This is a genomic window from Flavobacterium sp. EDS (assembly GCF_020991525.1).
In the GTDB taxonomy this organism is placed as follows: Bacteria; Bacteroidota; Bacteroidia; order Flavobacteriales; family Flavobacteriaceae; genus Flavobacterium.
In genome coordinates, this window is the sequence record NZ_JAJMOZ010000004.1 from 358060 (window position 1) to 374774 (window position 16715).

General features: G+C 32.0%; 14 protein-coding genes and 2 tRNA genes. 13 read left to right on the forward strand and 3 right to left on the reverse strand.

All coding sequences use genetic code 11. From position 1 onward, the window contains the following. Window positions 1-34 precede the first annotated feature (34 nt). The 8 genes from LPB87_RS08780 to LPB87_RS08815 all read left to right on the forward strand — a co-directional run bounded on the left by LPB87_RS08780 (window position 35) and on the right by LPB87_RS08815 (window position 9896). A complete protein-coding gene (locus tag LPB87_RS08780) occupies window positions 35-2605 on the forward strand; it encodes a M1 family aminopeptidase (protein WP_230605789.1) in 2571 nt (856 codons plus the stop codon). Between the two features lie 5 nt (window positions 2606-2610). After that, the gene (locus LPB87_RS08785; protein WP_129540036.1) at window positions 2611-3537 is read left to right on the forward strand and encodes a DUF58 domain-containing protein; all 927 of its coding nucleotides are present in this window, start codon (window positions 2611-2613) and stop codon (window positions 3535-3537) included. A gap of 86 nt (window positions 3538-3623) precedes the next feature. Continuing rightward, a tRNA-Asp gene (locus LPB87_RS08790) sits at window positions 3624-3697 on the forward strand. Between the two features lie 673 nt (window positions 3698-4370). Further along, window positions 4371-4444, forward strand: a tRNA-Asp gene (locus tag LPB87_RS08795). Between the two features lie 122 nt (window positions 4445-4566). Further along, on the forward strand, window positions 4567-5394 hold the full coding sequence (locus LPB87_RS08800) for an AraC family transcriptional regulator (protein ID WP_230605791.1): 828 nt from the start codon (window positions 4567-4569) through the stop codon (window positions 5392-5394). Between the two features lie 481 nt (window positions 5395-5875). Next, complete coding sequence (locus LPB87_RS08805; protein WP_230605793.1) at window positions 5876-7225, forward strand: TolC family protein; 1350 nt, start codon at window positions 5876-5878, stop codon at window positions 7223-7225. Window positions 7226-7249: 24 nt separating this feature from the next. Then, a complete protein-coding gene (locus LPB87_RS08810) occupies window positions 7250-8302 on the forward strand; it encodes an HlyD family secretion protein (protein WP_230605795.1) in 1053 nt (350 codons plus the stop codon). A gap of 4 nt (window positions 8303-8306) precedes the next feature. Next, on the forward strand, window positions 8307-9896 hold the full coding sequence (locus LPB87_RS08815; protein WP_230605798.1) for an MFS transporter: 1590 nt from the start codon (window positions 8307-8309) through the stop codon (window positions 9894-9896). Window positions 9897-9898: 2 nt separating this feature from the next. On the opposite strand, the gene LPB87_RS08820 is transcribed toward LPB87_RS08815, so the two are convergent. Further along, a complete protein-coding gene (locus tag LPB87_RS08820; RefSeq protein ID WP_230605801.1) occupies window positions 9899-10399 on the reverse strand; it encodes a DUF456 domain-containing protein in 501 nt (166 codons plus the stop codon). A 48-nt stretch (window positions 10400-10447) separates the two neighbouring features. On the opposite strand from LPB87_RS08820, the gene LPB87_RS08825 reads away from it, so the two are divergent. Genes LPB87_RS08825 through LPB87_RS08835 form a run of 3 tightly spaced genes read left to right on the forward strand, consistent with a single transcriptional unit; the run spans window position 10448 to window position 12066 of the window. Beyond that, window positions 10448-10831 carry a hypothetical protein gene (locus tag LPB87_RS08825; protein ID WP_230605804.1) on the forward strand — a complete coding sequence of 128 codons (384 nt, stop codon included), beginning with the start codon at window positions 10448-10450 and terminating at the stop codon, window positions 10829-10831. A 41-nt stretch (window positions 10832-10872) separates the two neighbouring features. Next, window positions 10873-11349, forward strand: coding sequence for a hypothetical protein (locus LPB87_RS08830; protein WP_129540029.1), 477 nt, complete (start codon window positions 10873-10875; stop codon window positions 11347-11349). A gap of 3 nt (window positions 11350-11352) precedes the next feature. Then, window positions 11353-12066 carry a DUF4184 family protein gene (locus tag LPB87_RS08835; RefSeq protein ID WP_230605806.1) on the forward strand — a complete coding sequence of 238 codons (714 nt, stop codon included), beginning with the start codon at window positions 11353-11355 and terminating at the stop codon, window positions 12064-12066. A 144-nt stretch (window positions 12067-12210) separates the two neighbouring features. Here LPB87_RS08835 and LPB87_RS08840 read toward each other — a convergent pair whose 3' ends face one another. Beyond that, window positions 12211-13311 carry a glycosyltransferase gene (locus LPB87_RS08840; protein WP_255673138.1) on the reverse strand — a complete coding sequence of 367 codons (1101 nt, stop codon included), beginning with the start codon at window positions 13309-13311 and terminating at the stop codon, window positions 12211-12213. Continuing rightward, the gene (locus tag LPB87_RS08845) at window positions 13311-14255 is read right to left on the reverse strand and encodes a flippase-like domain-containing protein (RefSeq protein WP_230605808.1); all 945 of its coding nucleotides are present in this window, start codon (window positions 14253-14255) and stop codon (window positions 13311-13313) included. Before LPB87_RS08845 ends, LPB87_RS08840 begins: the two co-directional genes overlap by 1 nt. A gap of 100 nt (window positions 14256-14355) precedes the next feature. Between LPB87_RS08845 and LPB87_RS08850 the strand changes: the two genes are divergently transcribed. Further along, the gene (locus tag LPB87_RS08850; protein WP_230605810.1) at window positions 14356-16125 is read left to right on the forward strand and encodes a WG repeat-containing protein; all 1770 of its coding nucleotides are present in this window, start codon (window positions 14356-14358) and stop codon (window positions 16123-16125) included. Window positions 16126-16131: 6 nt separating this feature from the next. Next, window positions 16132-16686 carry a crossover junction endodeoxyribonuclease RuvC gene (ruvC, locus tag LPB87_RS08855; protein WP_129540026.1) on the forward strand — a complete coding sequence of 185 codons (555 nt, stop codon included), beginning with the start codon at window positions 16132-16134 and terminating at the stop codon, window positions 16684-16686. The last annotated feature ends 29 nt before the right edge of the window (window positions 16687-16715 follow it).

Sequence of the window (16715 nt, forward strand, 5' to 3'; positions counted from 1 at the left end):
TTTATTTTTAACGAATATGAATACCTATTTTAAAATGAAAATTATTTATTGCCTCCTTGGTTTCTTTGTTTTGTCTGGTTCTTGTTGGTCTCAATCTCTAAAAAAGAATGATTTTTTATTAGAAAGAGGAGTTTCGGAGGAATTAGCAATTTTTAGAAAACAACAAATTGCTAACGTGTCTTATAATTTATCATTTGTAATTCCTGATAAAAAGGCAAAAGAAATTGTTTCAAATCTTGTTGTGGAGTTTAAATTGTCTGATTTAAGTAGACCGTTGTATTTGGATTTTAATGAGAAATCACAAAATTTAAAGGCAATTCTTGTAAACGGTAAAAATATAGCTCTTATACATGAGAAGGAGCATATTGCTATTTCTGAAAAGAATTTGGTATTGGGTGATAATAAAATTGAAATTGCTTTTATAGCAGGGGATTTGTCATTGAATAGGAATGATGATTTTCTTTATACATTATTAGTGCCAGACAGAGCTAGTACATTGTTTCCTTGTTTTGATCAACCCGATATTAAGGCAGTTTATGTGCTTACTCTTACTGTTCCAAAAGATTGGGCAGTTTTGGCAGGTGGCTCAGTAAAAGAGAAAATCGAAGGTGGAGATATAGTTACTTATAAGTTTGGAAAGTCGGATAAAATGAGTACTTATTTGTTTTCGTTTGTAGCTGGAGAGTTTAAACGTGTTAGCGAAAATCCGAGTGGCAATAGACAAATGACAATGCTGTATAGGGAGAATAATCCTGATAAGATAAAAGCAAGTACAGATACAATCTTTAATTTGCATCAGCAGTCTTTGAATTTTTTGGAGAACTATACGCAGTACTTGTTTCCGTTTCAAAAATTAGACTTTGCTTCAATTCCTGTGTTTCAATATGGAGGAATGGAACATGTAGGGGCTATACAATATAGAGAATCATCTTTGTTTTTGGATAATAGTGCTACTGATAGTGAAAAGCTAAATCGAGCTAAATTGATTGCTCATGAAACGGCTCATATGTGGTTTGGTGATTTGGTAACTATGAAGTGGTTTGATGATGTTTGGATGAAAGAGGTTTTTGCAAATTTCATGGCAGATAAAATTATGAATCCAATTTTTCCAAAAGTAAATCATGGTTTGCAGTTTTTAACGGCTCATTATCCTAGTGCCTATGCAGAAGATCGATCTGCAGGAACGCATCCGATCAAACAAAAATTGGGAAATCTTAAAAATGCAGGATCGCTTTATGGGAGCATTATTTATAACAAAGCGCCAATTATGATGCGTCAGTTAGAGGCTTCAATGGGTGAGGAGGCGTTTAGAAAAGGTATTCAGAAATATATTCAGAAGTATGCAAATGATAATGCAAACTGGGAGGATTTAGTTGAAATTCTGGATGCAGAAACTCCATTAGATATGAAAAAATGGAGTGATGTATGGGTTAATAAATCAGGAAGACCAATTCTAACTAGTCATATCGAATATGATTCTAAAAACAATATAAAGAATTTTGAAATTGAGCAACAGGCGGAAGATAAATCTAAGAATCTTTGGCCGCAAAAATTTGATATCGGATTAGTGTATCCTGATGGAGTTAAGGTGATTAAGGTTTCGGTGAAGGATAGAGTGACCAAAGTAGAAAATGTTTTAGGCTTGTCTAAGCCGACTACAATTATATATAATTATAATGGTTTTGGATATGGTGTTTTTCCAGTAGATGTAAATAGTTTAGATTATATTTCAGTAATAAAAGATGAGGTAGCGAGAGCATATAGCTATATTAATCTTTATGAGAATATGTTAGCAGGTGTTGTTGTGCCTGAAAAAGTATTTGAATCTTGTCTTGAAGGAGTTAAAGTAGAACAAAATGAATTAGTTATTAAGATTTTGTCAAATCAGTTGAATACTATTTTCTGGAAATTTCTAACAGAAAAAGAGCAAAATACTGGTCAGGAACAACTTGAAGAGGTTGTTTATCAGCGCTTGCAATTGGATTTGCCAAAAAACATCAAAAAGACGCTATTTGGATTGTTTAGTTCTATTGCTTATTCAGATTCAGGAAAAGAAAAATTATACCGAATATGGAATAAAGAAGATGTTATCACTAATTTAAAATTAAATGAAGATGATTATACAGGTATAGCTATGAATTTGGCTATATTTAAACATCAAAAAGCAGATGAAATTCTAAGTAAAGCAAAGTTAGCTATTAGTAATCCAGATAAGCAAAAGAGATTTGAGTTTTTACTTCCCTCCCTGTCAAAAGATGATTCTGTTAGGGATGCATTTATGTTGTCTTTAAAGGAGGATAAAAATAGAGAAAAAGAAACTTGGGTTTCGTCGGCTTTAGCAAATATTCATCATCCGTTACGTCAGGAAAGTGCTAAAAAGCATCTTCGTTTTTGTTTGGATTTAGTCACGGAAATTCAGCGTACAGGAGATATATTTTTTCCGAAAGATTGGCTTAATGGTACAGTTGGAAGATATTCGTCAAGGTATGCTTATGATGTAGTAGAAACATTCTTGAAAGAAAATCCTAGCTTTAGCCCAATATTAAAGAGAAAGTTATTGCAAGCCACGGATGACTTGTACCGTGCTCAAAAAATAAAAAAATAAACCGAATGAAGATTGAATCGCAAATAGAGAAGATTTCTAGTTTTCAGCATCTTGAGATGTTGGCTAACCAAGTTGTGGAAGGTTTTATTTCGGGGATGCATAAAAGTCCGTTTCATGGTTTTTCAGCGGAATTTGCAGAGCATAAGGTGTATAATGTTGGCGAAAGTACAAAGCATATCGATTGGAAACTGTTTGCTAAGACAGATCGATTGTATGCAAAGCGATTTGAAGAAGAAACCAATTTGCGTTGTCATTTAATTATAGATAACTCGGCATCGATGCATTACCCGGATTTAAATTCAGGTCAATCTTTTTATGAAAATAAAATAGGCTTTTCTGTTTTAGCATCCGCAGTTTTGATGAATATCTTAAAGAAACAACGAGATGCAGTAGGCTTGAGTGTGTTTTCAGATAGTTATGAGTATTATGCGCCTGAAAAGGGAAGTGATCGCCATCATAGAATGCTACTTAATAAATTAGAAGAGCTTCTGGAGAAACCTAAGACGAGTAAAAAAACAGATACGATTACCTACTTGCATCAGATAGCAGAGAAAATCCATCGACGTTCGATGATTATTCTTTTTACGGATATGTTTCAGTCAGAAAATGAAGAGCTGTTGTTTAATGCACTACAGCATCTTAAACATAATAAGCATAAAGTGGTTTTGTTTCATGTGATAGATAAGGAAACAGAGGTTAAATTTGACTTTGATAATGCGCCACGTAAATTTATAGATCTGGAAACTGGTGAGGAAGTAGCTGTTTTTGCAGATAATGTGAAAGTGGAATATGAAAAAGAGGTAGAAAGCTATTTCAAAAGATTGGCTTTAACCTGTGCGCAAAACCGAATTAAGTACGTTCCTGTTGCAGTAGGTGAAAATTTTGAAAAAATATTAACTACTTATTTGGTTGAAAAACAAAACTTTGGCTAATAAGACGAAAAATAATTTAAAATAATTTACAAAAAGGCTTGCAGAAACGAAATTCTATACTATCTTTGCAACCGCAATAACGCAGAGGTTTGGTAGTTCAGTTGGTTAGAATACATGCCTGTCACGCATGGGGTCGCGGGTTCGAGTCCCGTCCAGACCGCAATATTGGGAAAAGCCTTTCTTTATAGAAAGGCTTTTTTGCCCAAATACGGTATCTAAGATTAGTTGTGTTGTTTGGTCGGCCTTGTAAGCTGACCGGGTTTAGTAGTTAGACCAATGAAAAGCTTTCCACTTTTGTGGATGGCTTTTTTGATTTAAGCCCATTTTGGTTTAGGTGTCTAACCTGAAAATTAAACGTAAAGGGCGCAGTCCCGATAGTTATCGGGATACGCAAAGTCCACAAAGCTTGATTTATTAAGTTTTGTGGATTTTTTGGTTAAGATGGATGAGTGTTTGTGTGGAAAAAGAATTAGTGGCAAAGACTGCAGTCCCGATAGCTATCGGGATACATAAAGGTTTGTAAAGTTCAATCAATAGCTTTGCGAACCTTTGCGTTTTTTAACTTTATGCACTTTGCGGTAAATTTTCGTATAAACCTTAAATTCTAATTTTTTATCCGATAAGTTTATTCCAATTATAAGTATAAAAGAGTTTAACTCTTCTTAGATTACTCATTCTGGTTAGAATTGTTTGAAGTTGTAGCTTTTTTCGTTTTTCTATTTTAATAGAAATCAATGCATTAAAAAAATAATGTTTTTTTTTGTTTAAAAAACATGAAAAAGCTTGTAGAATCAGAACTTCTGTTGTAGTTTTGCACCACAATAAACGCAGTAGGTTTGGTAGTTCAGTTGGTTAGAATACATGCCTGTCACGCATGGGGTCGCGGGTTCGAGTCCCGTCCAGACCGCAATATTGGGGAAAGCCTTTCTTAACGGAAAGGCTTTTTTATTTTAATACCTTTCGCTTCTTTTAAATTTTCTTCATTATATTTATATATCACAATATAGTCGCTGATATTCACTTACTTCAATGGAGCAGTCAAAACATAAATTAGACCAGTATTACATTAAAAAAGTTGATGCTGATAAAAAGAGTATTTACTGTCATCATGATTTGATGGGGGAATTGTTTGTTCCTACCCATAAACACACTAAGGCGCAATTTCTTTATGCAGAAGGGGATGTGGTTTTTGTAACAACAGAAACTAAGACTTATTTCTTACCTGCACGGCATTTTATATGGATTCCTAGTGGAATTGAACATAGTATTCATCCAAAGACTGAAAATGTGATGATGCGGAACCTCTATTTTCCTGTAGAAAAAGAAGAAGACCCTTTCTATCAAAATGAAGGTATCTATCCCGTTAATAATTTATTGCTTCAAATGATGCTTTTTACCAATCAGTGGAATGGTGATCTTAAAAAAGGAACTCCAAATTTTGCGATTGCAAAAGCTATCAAAGCGATATTGCCTCAGATTTGTTTAACCAATTTGCCTTTAGAGTTACCTTTGCCAAAAGATCCTCGTTTAGGTAAAATTTTGCGGTATATCGAAAACAATCTAGGAGAGACAATTCTATTTGCTGAGGTAGCTCATCAATTTGGGTATAGTGAGAAATCTTTATACCGTTTGTTTCAGAAAGATCTAGGAATGTCTTTTATTCAATATTATACTATTAGAAGAATATTGAAAGCAATTGAATTGTTGCTCGACAGAAGATTATCAGTAAAAGAAGTCGCAGAAGAAGTAGGCTACACAAGTGTGCCTACATTTAGCAACACATTTTTTAAAATTTTGGGACAACGACCTTCAGACTATCTTAAAGGAGAAAATATTTTAAGAAAAGGGAAGTTGTAAAAGGTAATTTACTTATTTGATGTTAATTTTTTCAACGAAATCTGTACGAGTAAAATGTTTTCACGCAGATTTAGCAGATTCGGCAGATTTTTTTTGAGTCTATAAAAGGATTTTGTTTGTTCTTTTTAATGCGAATTTTATATTTCTAAATAATTTATCATTTTTTTATCTGCTAAATCTGCTGAATCTGCTGAATCTGCGAGAGCATAATTTTAATTAATTATAAAATGGGAAGTATAACATAGGAAGCATGCTGGTTTTGCTCTGAATTAGCTTTTTTGTTTATAATCTTCATTAGATAGTTCATCAAATTTTTCTTTGTTATAATGTGTTTAATTCACTTAACTATAACGATTTCCTTCGATTTAGCTGATTTTCAATTGTTAAAATTTGTCCGAAATGAATATGTTATTGACTTTTTAGAATTATCAGGCAATTATAAAATGAAAGAACTTTGCAGTGAATAAATCACACTACATTCATGTTCCTTAAAAAAAGGTTTTCGACATTACGTTATTTCTCTAAAAATTTGGTTTTAATCCTTATTTTTCAAGGAGTAACTGCACTACAAGCGCAGGAGAGCAATCCGATTTCATTACAACAAGCAATAAAAATTGCAAAAGAAAACAACAAAAATATTCTTAAATCTCGTATTGAGGTAGATATTTCTAAAGAGAATATAAAAGAAACCAAAGAACTTCGTTTGCCAGAAATAGATTTTAATACTTCTTATTCTCGTGTTACAAACTTAACAGAGTTTAAAGGTGGGTTTTTAAAAGATAAAGAAGTAACGCATACTATTCCTGAAATGTATAATGTGGGTACCACTATTAAAGTGCCTTTGTATGCAGGGAATAAAATAAACAATGCTATAGAAATTGCCAATCAGGAAAGTAAAATAGCTTTGGTAAAAAGCGAAAAAACGGAAAGCGATATTCAGCTAGAAGTAATTGCTACTTATTTGGGGATTCAGAAAATGATGGAGCTTCAAAAAATTATAGAAGAGAATATTAAAGAGGAGCAAAGTCGACTAAAAGAAGTTCAGTCTTTGAAAAACCACGGGACAATTACAAAAAATGAAGTCTTAAGAGCCGAACTTCAGCTTTCGGATCGTGAATTAAATGCTTTGACAAATTCGAAAAACATCAAAATTGCACTTCACGAGTTAAAAACAATTCTTCAGTTGCCAGAAGAGCAAGAAATTGCTATCGACACAACTACCAGTTTAAATGAGAATGCCAAGTTGGATAATTATAGTTTCTATTTAAACAATACGCTTCAAAATGAAGAGATGCGAATTGCACATCAAGAAATTGAAATCAAGAAGACGGAACTAAAATTAGCAAAAGGGAATTACTATCCGACAATAAACTTTTTTGGAGATTATAATTTTAAATATCCTAATTATATGTTTTTTCCACCAAATCCATATTTGTATAGTTTAGGGCAGGTAGGAATTGAAGCAACATTCAGTTTGTCGGGATTGTATAAAAATAAGACCAAAGTACATATTGCAAATTCGAAGGTGGAATGGCAGAAAACGCAATCGGAAATTGTAAAGAATAAAGTTCAGGATGAATTATTTAGAAATCATACTCAATATCAGGAAATTACTGAGAAGATTAAAGTTGTCGATAAAGCATTAGAATTAGCGACCGAGAATTATCGCATTGTGAAGTTAAAATACCTGAATCAATTGGTTTTAATAACCGAAATGGTTGATGCAGACAATGCTTTGTTGCAGGCAAAATTTAATAAAATCGCGACCAGAATTGATGCTGAGATGAAACATTATGAATTGCTTCATACAGCAGGATTATTAAATAATTAAATTTTAAAAAGAGAATAAAATTTTATGGTAAAGATTAAAAATGAAACAAGAGCTAATAAGTCGTTTCATACATTGATAACTGTTATTGCATGCGTGCTGGTTTTAAGCGGAATCGTTTTGGGAATTTGGTTTTATGTTTTTAATAAAAACCACGAAGAAACTAATGATGCTCAGGTTGAGCAATATGTTACGCCTATTATGTCTAGAATTACGGGTTATGTTCAAGAGGTTCGTTATGAAGAAAACCAATTTGTTCATAAGGGAGATACGCTGTTGGTTATTGATAATCGTGAATATAAATCAAGATTAGATGTGGCTTTGGCAGATGTAGAAAGTGCCAAAAAAAATAGTCTTGTTGTCGAAAAAAATGTGGCAGCAACTGCAAGCGCAACTACAATTGGGAAGTCTCAATTGGCTGCATCCAAAACAAATCTTTGGAAAACACAATTAGAATACCAACGATATAAAGCTTTAGTAAAAGAAGAAGCTGCAACAGAGCAACAACTAGAGAAAGTGAAAGCAGATTACGAATCGGCACAGGCTCATTATCAAGAAATGAATAACCGAATCGAAACATCAACTTTAAACACATCTCAAGCCGCGGCAAATGTTCCGACTGCGCAAACAGTAATTCAGTCTAAACAAGCTTTGGCAGATAATGCGGCTTTGTTTCTTTCGTACACCGTAATTACTGCTCCTTATGATGGATGGGTTGCTAAAAAAACAATTCAGCCAGGGCAGATGATAAAAGAAGGGCAGACTTTATTATCGATGGTTAGTAAAGAAAAATGGATTACAGCAAACTTTAAAGAAACTCAAGTGCAGTTTTTAACCATTGGTCAGGAAGTTGAAATTCACGCAGATGCGCTTAATGATAAAGAATTCGTAGGGATAATATCTTCGCTATCGCCTGCAAGTGGTGCACGATTTTCATTATTGCCTCCAGATAATGCCACAGGAAACTTTATAAAGATAGAGCAAAGAATCCCAGTGAGAATAAAGTTAAAAGACACAAGTGAACAAGCTGACTTCCTTCGTGCCGGAATGAATATAACTGTTGTAGCAGAACACAAATAACATAATGTTAGATAATACAAGCGTTTTTAAGTCATGGGTTCCAAATTGGGCAATCATTGTAATCTTGTTTTTTTGCATGTTACATTCTATGATTTTGTTGGGAGTTTACTCTTCGAATGTTACTTATGCATCCAGTTTTTTAGATATCGAGCCAGAGGATTTACAATTTTCGATGTGTGTAACTTATGGAACTTTGCTTGCTACAATATTAATAGAGAGTCGATTCTCTAAATTTTTTCCAACAAAAAAATACTTAATTGCAGTATTTTGTTTGGTTGCTTTTACTATAATGTTGTCGGCTTATGTCAAGAACTTTTCGTTGTTTATTATGATAAGAATGGCAGAGGGTTTTTTGATGGCATTACCAGGTGTTCCGTTGAGGCAATTATTAATCACCCGATTTAAATCTAAAAATGCGATTATAATTGGATTCACGTTCAATTATGGTGCATTGTTATTGTCGTCGCCTTTTATAATGAATATTGCTGTTTGGCTTTTGGAGAATTATGATTGGAAATATATGGCGTACGGTTCAGCATTGTTTCAGATTATTTGTGTTTTACTGATAATGATAACTTTTAATGATAGCCGTCTTCATCGAAAAATCCCGTTGTATCAGATAGACTGGACGAGCTTTGTTTTATTACTGATAGCTATATTATGCGGAGCATATTTCTTTGTCTATGCAGAGAAAAAATATTGGTTTGAATCTTTCGAAATCCGATTTGCATTAATTGCATCACTAATCTCGACTGGCTTATTTATTTTTAGACAGTTGCATGTAAAACGACCTTGTTTTGATTTAAATGTTTTTAGATATGCCAATCTACGAATTGGTTTCTTGTTGTTTTTTCTTTTTTATATAGGTAGAGCAACACTTAATATTTGTCATAGCACGATGTTTAGTGTCTGGAATTGGGAGCCATCACGGGTAGCGCATATTCAGTTTCTGAATGTGTTAGGGAATATAATTGGAATGGTCTTGGCAGCTGTTTTTTTAGCAAAAACTGTCGCGTCCAAATATATTTTTATGCTTGGATTCTTTATTCTAGCTGTATTTCATTTGTGGTTTACGTTTCTTTTTGTACCTGATATCTCCTTATCGGCAATGGCAATTCCATATGTTTTACAGGGAGTTGCAGTTGGAGTTTTATTTGTACCGTTGGTTTTGTTTACAATGTCGTCGGTTCCTACAGGCTTAGCGCCATATTCTGGAGCAATAGGAGTTTCTGGCCGTTTTTGGGGAAGCACGATAGGTTTTTGTATCATGCAAAATGCGGAGAAGTTTTTCCAGAAATCACATTTTACAAAGCTAACTCAGTTTATAGCACCCGAAAATCCTGAAACACAAAATAGGATTGCACAAACAACACAAAGTTTTGTGAGTAAAGGTTTTAATCCCGACGAAGCTAATCTTCTGGCGATGAAACAAATTTTAGGTTCAGTAACCAAGCAATCTATTTTGTTATCTAATATGGAGATTTTTACTGCTGTTGGATACGGATTATTAATTGTAGTGGTTCTTTTAGGGATTAATCAGCATCTAAAACAAACATTTGATGTGTTTAAAAATAGGGTTTGGAATAGTTTTTAAATTTAAAATAATCCAACACGATTTTGCCATACAACTGTAAGGAACAAACCAAAGAATATAATACAAAGCATAAAGTTTATAAAACTCGAAGCTAAGAAGCCAATAAATGAACCCGTAGCTGCTTTTAAGGCGCGATTATGATCTTTGTAATCGTATAGTAATTCTCCAATAAAGGCACCTACAAATGGGCCGATAATGAATCCAAAAGGAATCGGAGCAAAGATCCCTACAACTAAACCAATATTAGTTCCCCAAATACCGTAAGAGCTTCCTCCAAATCTCTTGGTACCTTTGGCAGGTATGATGTAATTCAAAATAGAAATGATAATTGTGATTGTCAGCGTAATTCCTAAAACCCAATAATTCATTGAGACAGTTTTTGTTAAATAAAGTAGCAATAAGCCCAGCCAACTCAAACTTATTCCAGGCAAAACAGGTAGAAAACTACCTAAAATGCCAATAATCATACATATAAAACCGAGTAACAATAATAGTGAATCCATATAATTTTTTTGTAATTTTGCGCATACAAGCTTTTAGTAAATTCATCTATGCCTAGAATTTTGCAATTAATGTTGTTTTGTTTCTTGATTTTTTTAATCAATACAACTACATATGCGCAAACTAATAAACTTTCAATAGACGATCGACTACTACAGGATAGCATTTATAAAAGTAATAAGAAAAAAGTATTAAATTTTTCAATGAAGGATTTTGATGCACTTTTTTTTGATTTCTTTAAAGATAAAAGCAACCCTGATGTTATTTTAACTAAAACACAGTTTTATAATTATACAGTTCAGATTGCCACTTTTTCAGATCGATTATCAAGTCTGTATCCTGCTCAAAAAGAAGTAGCAGCAAAAAACAAAGAACAATGGCTTTCAGAAAGTTATGAGGATTATTTGTTATTCAAAGCTTCTCAAAAAAAATAGTTGTATTTTTATAAATTATAGTTCAATTCAAAATAAAACCCTTGAAGCAATTTTCTTTTTTATTAGTAATATTTTTGTTTAACTCTTGTCAATACTTTGAGAAGCAGGTGCCTTCTGAAAAAGAATTATTGCAAAAAGAACTAAAGTCAATTAATTGGAAAGAAGTCGATGAGTTTCCATCGGTGGTTGAGTGTGAGAAAATTGAAAATAAAAAGCAACGCCAGCAGTGTTTTTTCGAGATAATGACACAGCTCATTCAACAAAAACTAAGCAGCGATACACTTGCAATTCTTTATCCGGAACTGGACACTATTGAAGTAAAAGTGACAATTTTCCCAAATGCTACAATGAAATTCGAACCACAATTTCCAAAAGATTCAGTGGCTTATGATACCGTAAAGATCGATAGTATTTTGCGTGCACGTTTAGTTGATTTTCCTAAAGTTAATCCAGCCATTAAACGCGGAATTCCTGTAAAAACTCAATTTATATTACCAGTAATTCTAAAAGTAGAATAAGTAGTGCCATTTACTTTTTCGCATCCAGCTATTGTTCTGCCATTTTTAAAGAATAAAAAACTCTCAGCAACAGGATTGATAATTGGTTCAATGTCTCCCGATTTAGAATATTTTTTTAGAATGAAAATGCAAGGCGATATCGGACATACTCTTTTAGGTGTGTTTATCGTAGATATTCCTTTAGGCGTTTTAGTAGCATTCCTATTTCATCAAATAATAAAAAGACCATTAATAGATAATCTACCTGATTTTTTTAAAGAAAGACTATTTGTTCTTAAAGAAAGTAACTGGTTAAATTACTTTAAGTCTAATATCGGGATTGTTATTGTCTCATTTATACTAGGTATTCTTTCTCATATATTTTGGGACTCATTTACACATATAAATGGATATTTTGTACAAAGAATATCTTTTTTGGGAGGAGAGTTACATTCAATTCCTGTTTATAAAATTGCACAGCATTTAAGTTCTTTAGTAGGGATGGTATTAATCCTTTTTTATATTTATAAATTGCCTATAAAAAATGAAGAATCTAATAAAATCAGCCTGAAATATTGGCTCTCAGTAATAGGTTTTTCGATAATAATTTTGAGTGTACGCTTTGCATTTGGAATGACATTTAAACAAATAGGAAGCATAGTTGTAAGTGTAATTTCTTCACTATTTTTGGCACTAACTCTTACAGGATTAATTTTTAGGGACAGAAAAAGTATTTAAAAAATTCCTATCACAACCTTTGTAAGAGTTGTATGGGTTAATTTTTGAAGCTATTCCTGCTGTCCGCTATATCTTTATTATGGCAAAAAAAGCCATAAAAAGGATGCCACTACCATCAGGGCTAGAGTCATTTTCATCAGAATATTATTTAGAGAACTGCCTTCCTTTCCATTCATAACTTCCTAATAGGCTATATATGGCGACACTAGTACTAAAAAAAGGATACCATAAGTTTGATAGAATAAAATACCGCATTTGCTTATTAGTCAAAAAAGAATTGGTTTGGTAAAGTAATACTGAGTCCAGAATAAATTTCAGGATTAGAATGCTTAATAGATTAGTGTAGTTTATCTGTAAAGTCAAGAATGAAATCCAGGTTATGACCAAACTCAAATTAGCAAAGAAAACAATAATGCCTAATGATTTTCCAAACATACTTTGATAGGAACCAGTTTTAGCCGCCCAACGAATTCGTTGATGAAATAAGCTTCTCCAATCAGAAGTAGGTTTTGTAATTATGATATTAGTCTCTGATTTTAAATAATGTACCTGCTTAGGAAATGATGCAATTGCTTTTTGTAATAAAAAAACATCATCTCCGCTGGCAATTTTATTATTTCCATCAAATCCATTTAGTTTTTGAAATAATGATTTGGTATAGGCGAAATTAGCGCCATTGCACATAAAACCGTTATTTAGACCAAAGCTTCCAATTGTTGCGCCTTGTAAGCTCGTTAAATCCAATTGCTGAAAATGATGCAAAAAAGATTTATCGCATTCATATGTCACTGCTCCAGCAATCATCGAAACATCATGAAGCTGAATGTAATTATCTAGAGTTTGTAACCAGTTTTTAGGAACAATACAATCAGCATCGGTTGTAATAATCCATTCATTCGTGGCATGTTGCATTGCTGTTGTGATCGCATCTTTTTTAGGAGAATTCGAAACACGAATGTTTTTCATGATTTGAATATTAAATTTCTGAGAGAGAATACAAAACGATTCTTCAGAATCATCATCAACTAAAATTACTTCGAAGAATTCTATTGGGTAATTTAATGCTGAAATACTCTTTAATAGAATGGGTAGATTTTCTACTTCGTTTCTAAAAGGAACTACAATCGTAAAAGGGGTTTTAGGAGGTAATTCGCTAGATTGATATTTTTTAATTTTGGTGAAACCATAACTAAGCGAAGCAATAACAAGACAATAGAGAAATATGATAGCATATAGAATTGTCATTATTTAGTAGTTTTGGTTTTAAAATTTAAAACATAATAACTACCAATAACCACAGGTAAAACTACATTTAAGAACCACATCAGAGTAGATATAAAAATCACAATCCATTCGTTTACACCAAGAATTCCGAAGAAATAAACGGCAACACTTCCTTTTACAGCAAAATCTAAAAACTGAAAAGTAGGTAATGATGAAGCTAAGAAATAAACAGAAGAGATTGTTGCTATTAGTGTTATGTAAGGCAAGTCGACATCAAAAGCGAGAAACAGAAAATAATATTGATGTGAAAAAACAAGGTAACGACAAATTCCTAAAAAGATGTTTTTCTGATGAATTGATTTTGGAATTTCGTTAATCTTATGAATTAGTTTCTCGATAGAATATCCTTTGATAGTGATTTTCTTTAATACAAAAACCACTAGGAATAAAACTATAAGAGCTCCAAAAAGTAATAGAACCGTTGTTGGCGTAATCACATTGTACTTAGAGTTAAAATACATCAAACCAAAAATGCCAAATATAACAGTTAGTACCATTTGTATTCCGTTGCAGATTAGGTTTAAAAACACCACTTTTTTAGTGTCTTTTTTATCAAAAAACAATGCTTTTCCAGCATATTCTCCAATACCGTTTGGTGTAAAAAGTCCAGCCGTTAGAGCGCCAAGAACTTGTTTTGTAGCTTCAGAAACTGATATTTTATGGATAACCTGAGCAAGATTTTGCCATTTTAAGATTTCGAAATACCGATTTAAAACGCTGAACAATAAAATGAATGCAATCCCCGAAACCGATTGGTTCTTTTTGAACAAAACGATAAACTTTTGCCAGTCGAGTTTGTCATTTTGCGCCAGTTGATTATAAATAAAGTAAAATGCGCCACCTACAATCAAAAGTTTGACTACAAGAACAAGGAATTGTTTAGCTTTGTGAGGAATTGAAATCATGCTGCAAAAGTAATCAATTTGAAAATGTGGCAATTTGAAAATTTGAAAATGAATGATATTCGTTTCAATGATTAAAATCGACTATTTTACGTCTCAAAATATGATAAAATTACCCCTTAAATTATTTCTATTATTACTTCTATTTAATTCATGTAATAAAGTTGATATTACAACTCAACCTAAAATGTATGTTAGAATTATGGGAGAGAATTCTTGGGGATACAACGATGAAAAGGGAAACGCTATCATTCCGTTAGGAAAATATAAATTCTTAAATCCAATTGATGATAAAGGGATGATATTGGCTGAATTAAAAAATAAACATGGTTATATTGATATTCATGAAAACATAATTATTCCTTTTGAATATGATGATATAGGTCTTTTTTCACAAGAATTGGCTTTAGTGGAAAAAAATAAGAAATTTGGATACGTTAATAGAAGAGGAAAAATTATAATTCCTATTCAATTTGATAATGAAAGTCATTTCCAAAAAACAGGATTAGCACTGGTCAAGAAAAATAATCTTTATGGTTTTATCAATAAAAAAGGAAAAGAAATAATTCAGATAATTTATCAAAATGCTGATGAGACTACATTTGACAGTTTAGTTACTTTGGAGAAAAAAGGGAAATGGGCTTTTTTTGATTACACTGGAAAACAAAAAACAGATTTTATATATGATGAAATCACCACATCCAAAATAAAATTAAACGCCAAAGAAGGAAACACTTTTTGGAAAAATGGGTTGATTTTGGTTAGGAAAAATGGAAGAATAGGATATTTGGATAAAAATTTAAAAGAATTAGTTCCTTTCGGAAAATATGATTCTGGAGAGAGATTCAATCAAAACAAATTAGCTATTGTATCTAAAAAAAATCATTACGGAATTATAAATGAATTTGGTAAGGAAATTATTAAAACAGAGTATGATACAATAGAACATCCAACAGAATATTATAACGACTCTGATATTTTTGCAGGACGAAAAAACAACTATTTTGTATTATTTGATGAAAAAGGAAACAAAGTATCAGATCAAATAAAAGAATTTCATTTTGATGGCTGTAAGTTAGGGAATAAATATAAAAAGATTTACCAGATTAAAAGTTTAAGTGGTTCTTATGGTGTAATTGATGACGCTGGAAATACATTGATTCCGTGTATTTACGATGAGATTCAGGATTTTCACGGAGATAATAATACTATTGTTAAATACAAAGGAAAATTTGGTATAATTGGTTCTAATAACAAGATTGTTTATCCTATTGATAATGACAATATATATACATGGAAAGATATAGATTACTTCATTATTAATAAAAATCAAAAAGCAGGAATACTTGATAAGAACTTGAGAATAGTATTAAAATTTGATTATCAAGATTTATCACCTTGTCATTATGATACTAATAGATTTATCGCAAAGCAATATGATAAATATGGTGTTATTGATAAAATGGGAAGAATTATTATTCCATTTGAGTATAGTGAAATGTCAAATTGGGTCGAATATGGTCCGGGTTCTAACTATCATTTTGTAACAAAAAACAATAAGAAAGGTCTGATTACCAAAGAAGAAAAAATAGTTATTCCAATTATTTACGACAGTTTATTTTACCACAACGACAACACAATTATTCTATCTAAAAGTGGTAAATATGGTGTAGTAACCATTAAAAACAAAACAGTAATTCCTTTTGTTTATGAAAAAATTTATACAGATTTAAGCTTCTTCTCAAAAAAGAAAGAAACTGAATTTTATGTTTTGCAAAAGGGTAAATATTCGATAGTAAACAATAAAAATCAAATAATTAAAGAGAATCTTTCTAAAGCTGAAGTTGAAAATAAATTCTCTTATTTGAATTAAAAAATAATGACAAAAGAACGCATCATATTAGGAATCGACCCAGGAACAACTATTATGGGTTTTGGATTGATAAAAATTGTCAATAAAAAAATGGAATTTTTGCAACTCAACGAATTGCAATTGTCCAAATATGACAATCATTATCAGAAACTAAAAATCATTTTTGAACGTACCATCGAATTAATCGAAACGCATAATCCGGATGAAATTGCAATTGAAGCACCTTTCTTTGGTAAAAACGTTCAATCGATGCTTAAGTTAGGAAGAGCTCAAGGAGTTGCAATGGCAGCAGGACTTTCGAGAGATATTCCGATAACAGAATATGAGCCTAAAAAAATAAAAATGGCAATTACCGGAAACGGAAATGCTAGTAAAGAACAAGTTGCCAAAATGCTTCAACAGCTTTTAGGATTAAAAGAATTACCTAAAAACTTAGATAGTACCGATGGTTTGGCAGCTGCCGTTTGTCATTTTTTCAACTCAGGAAAAGTAATCGGAACAAAGAGTTACACAGGTTGGGATGCATTTGTAAAACAAAATGAAGAACGAGTTAAGAAATGAGCTAATTAGAAGATGAGTCAATTAGATAA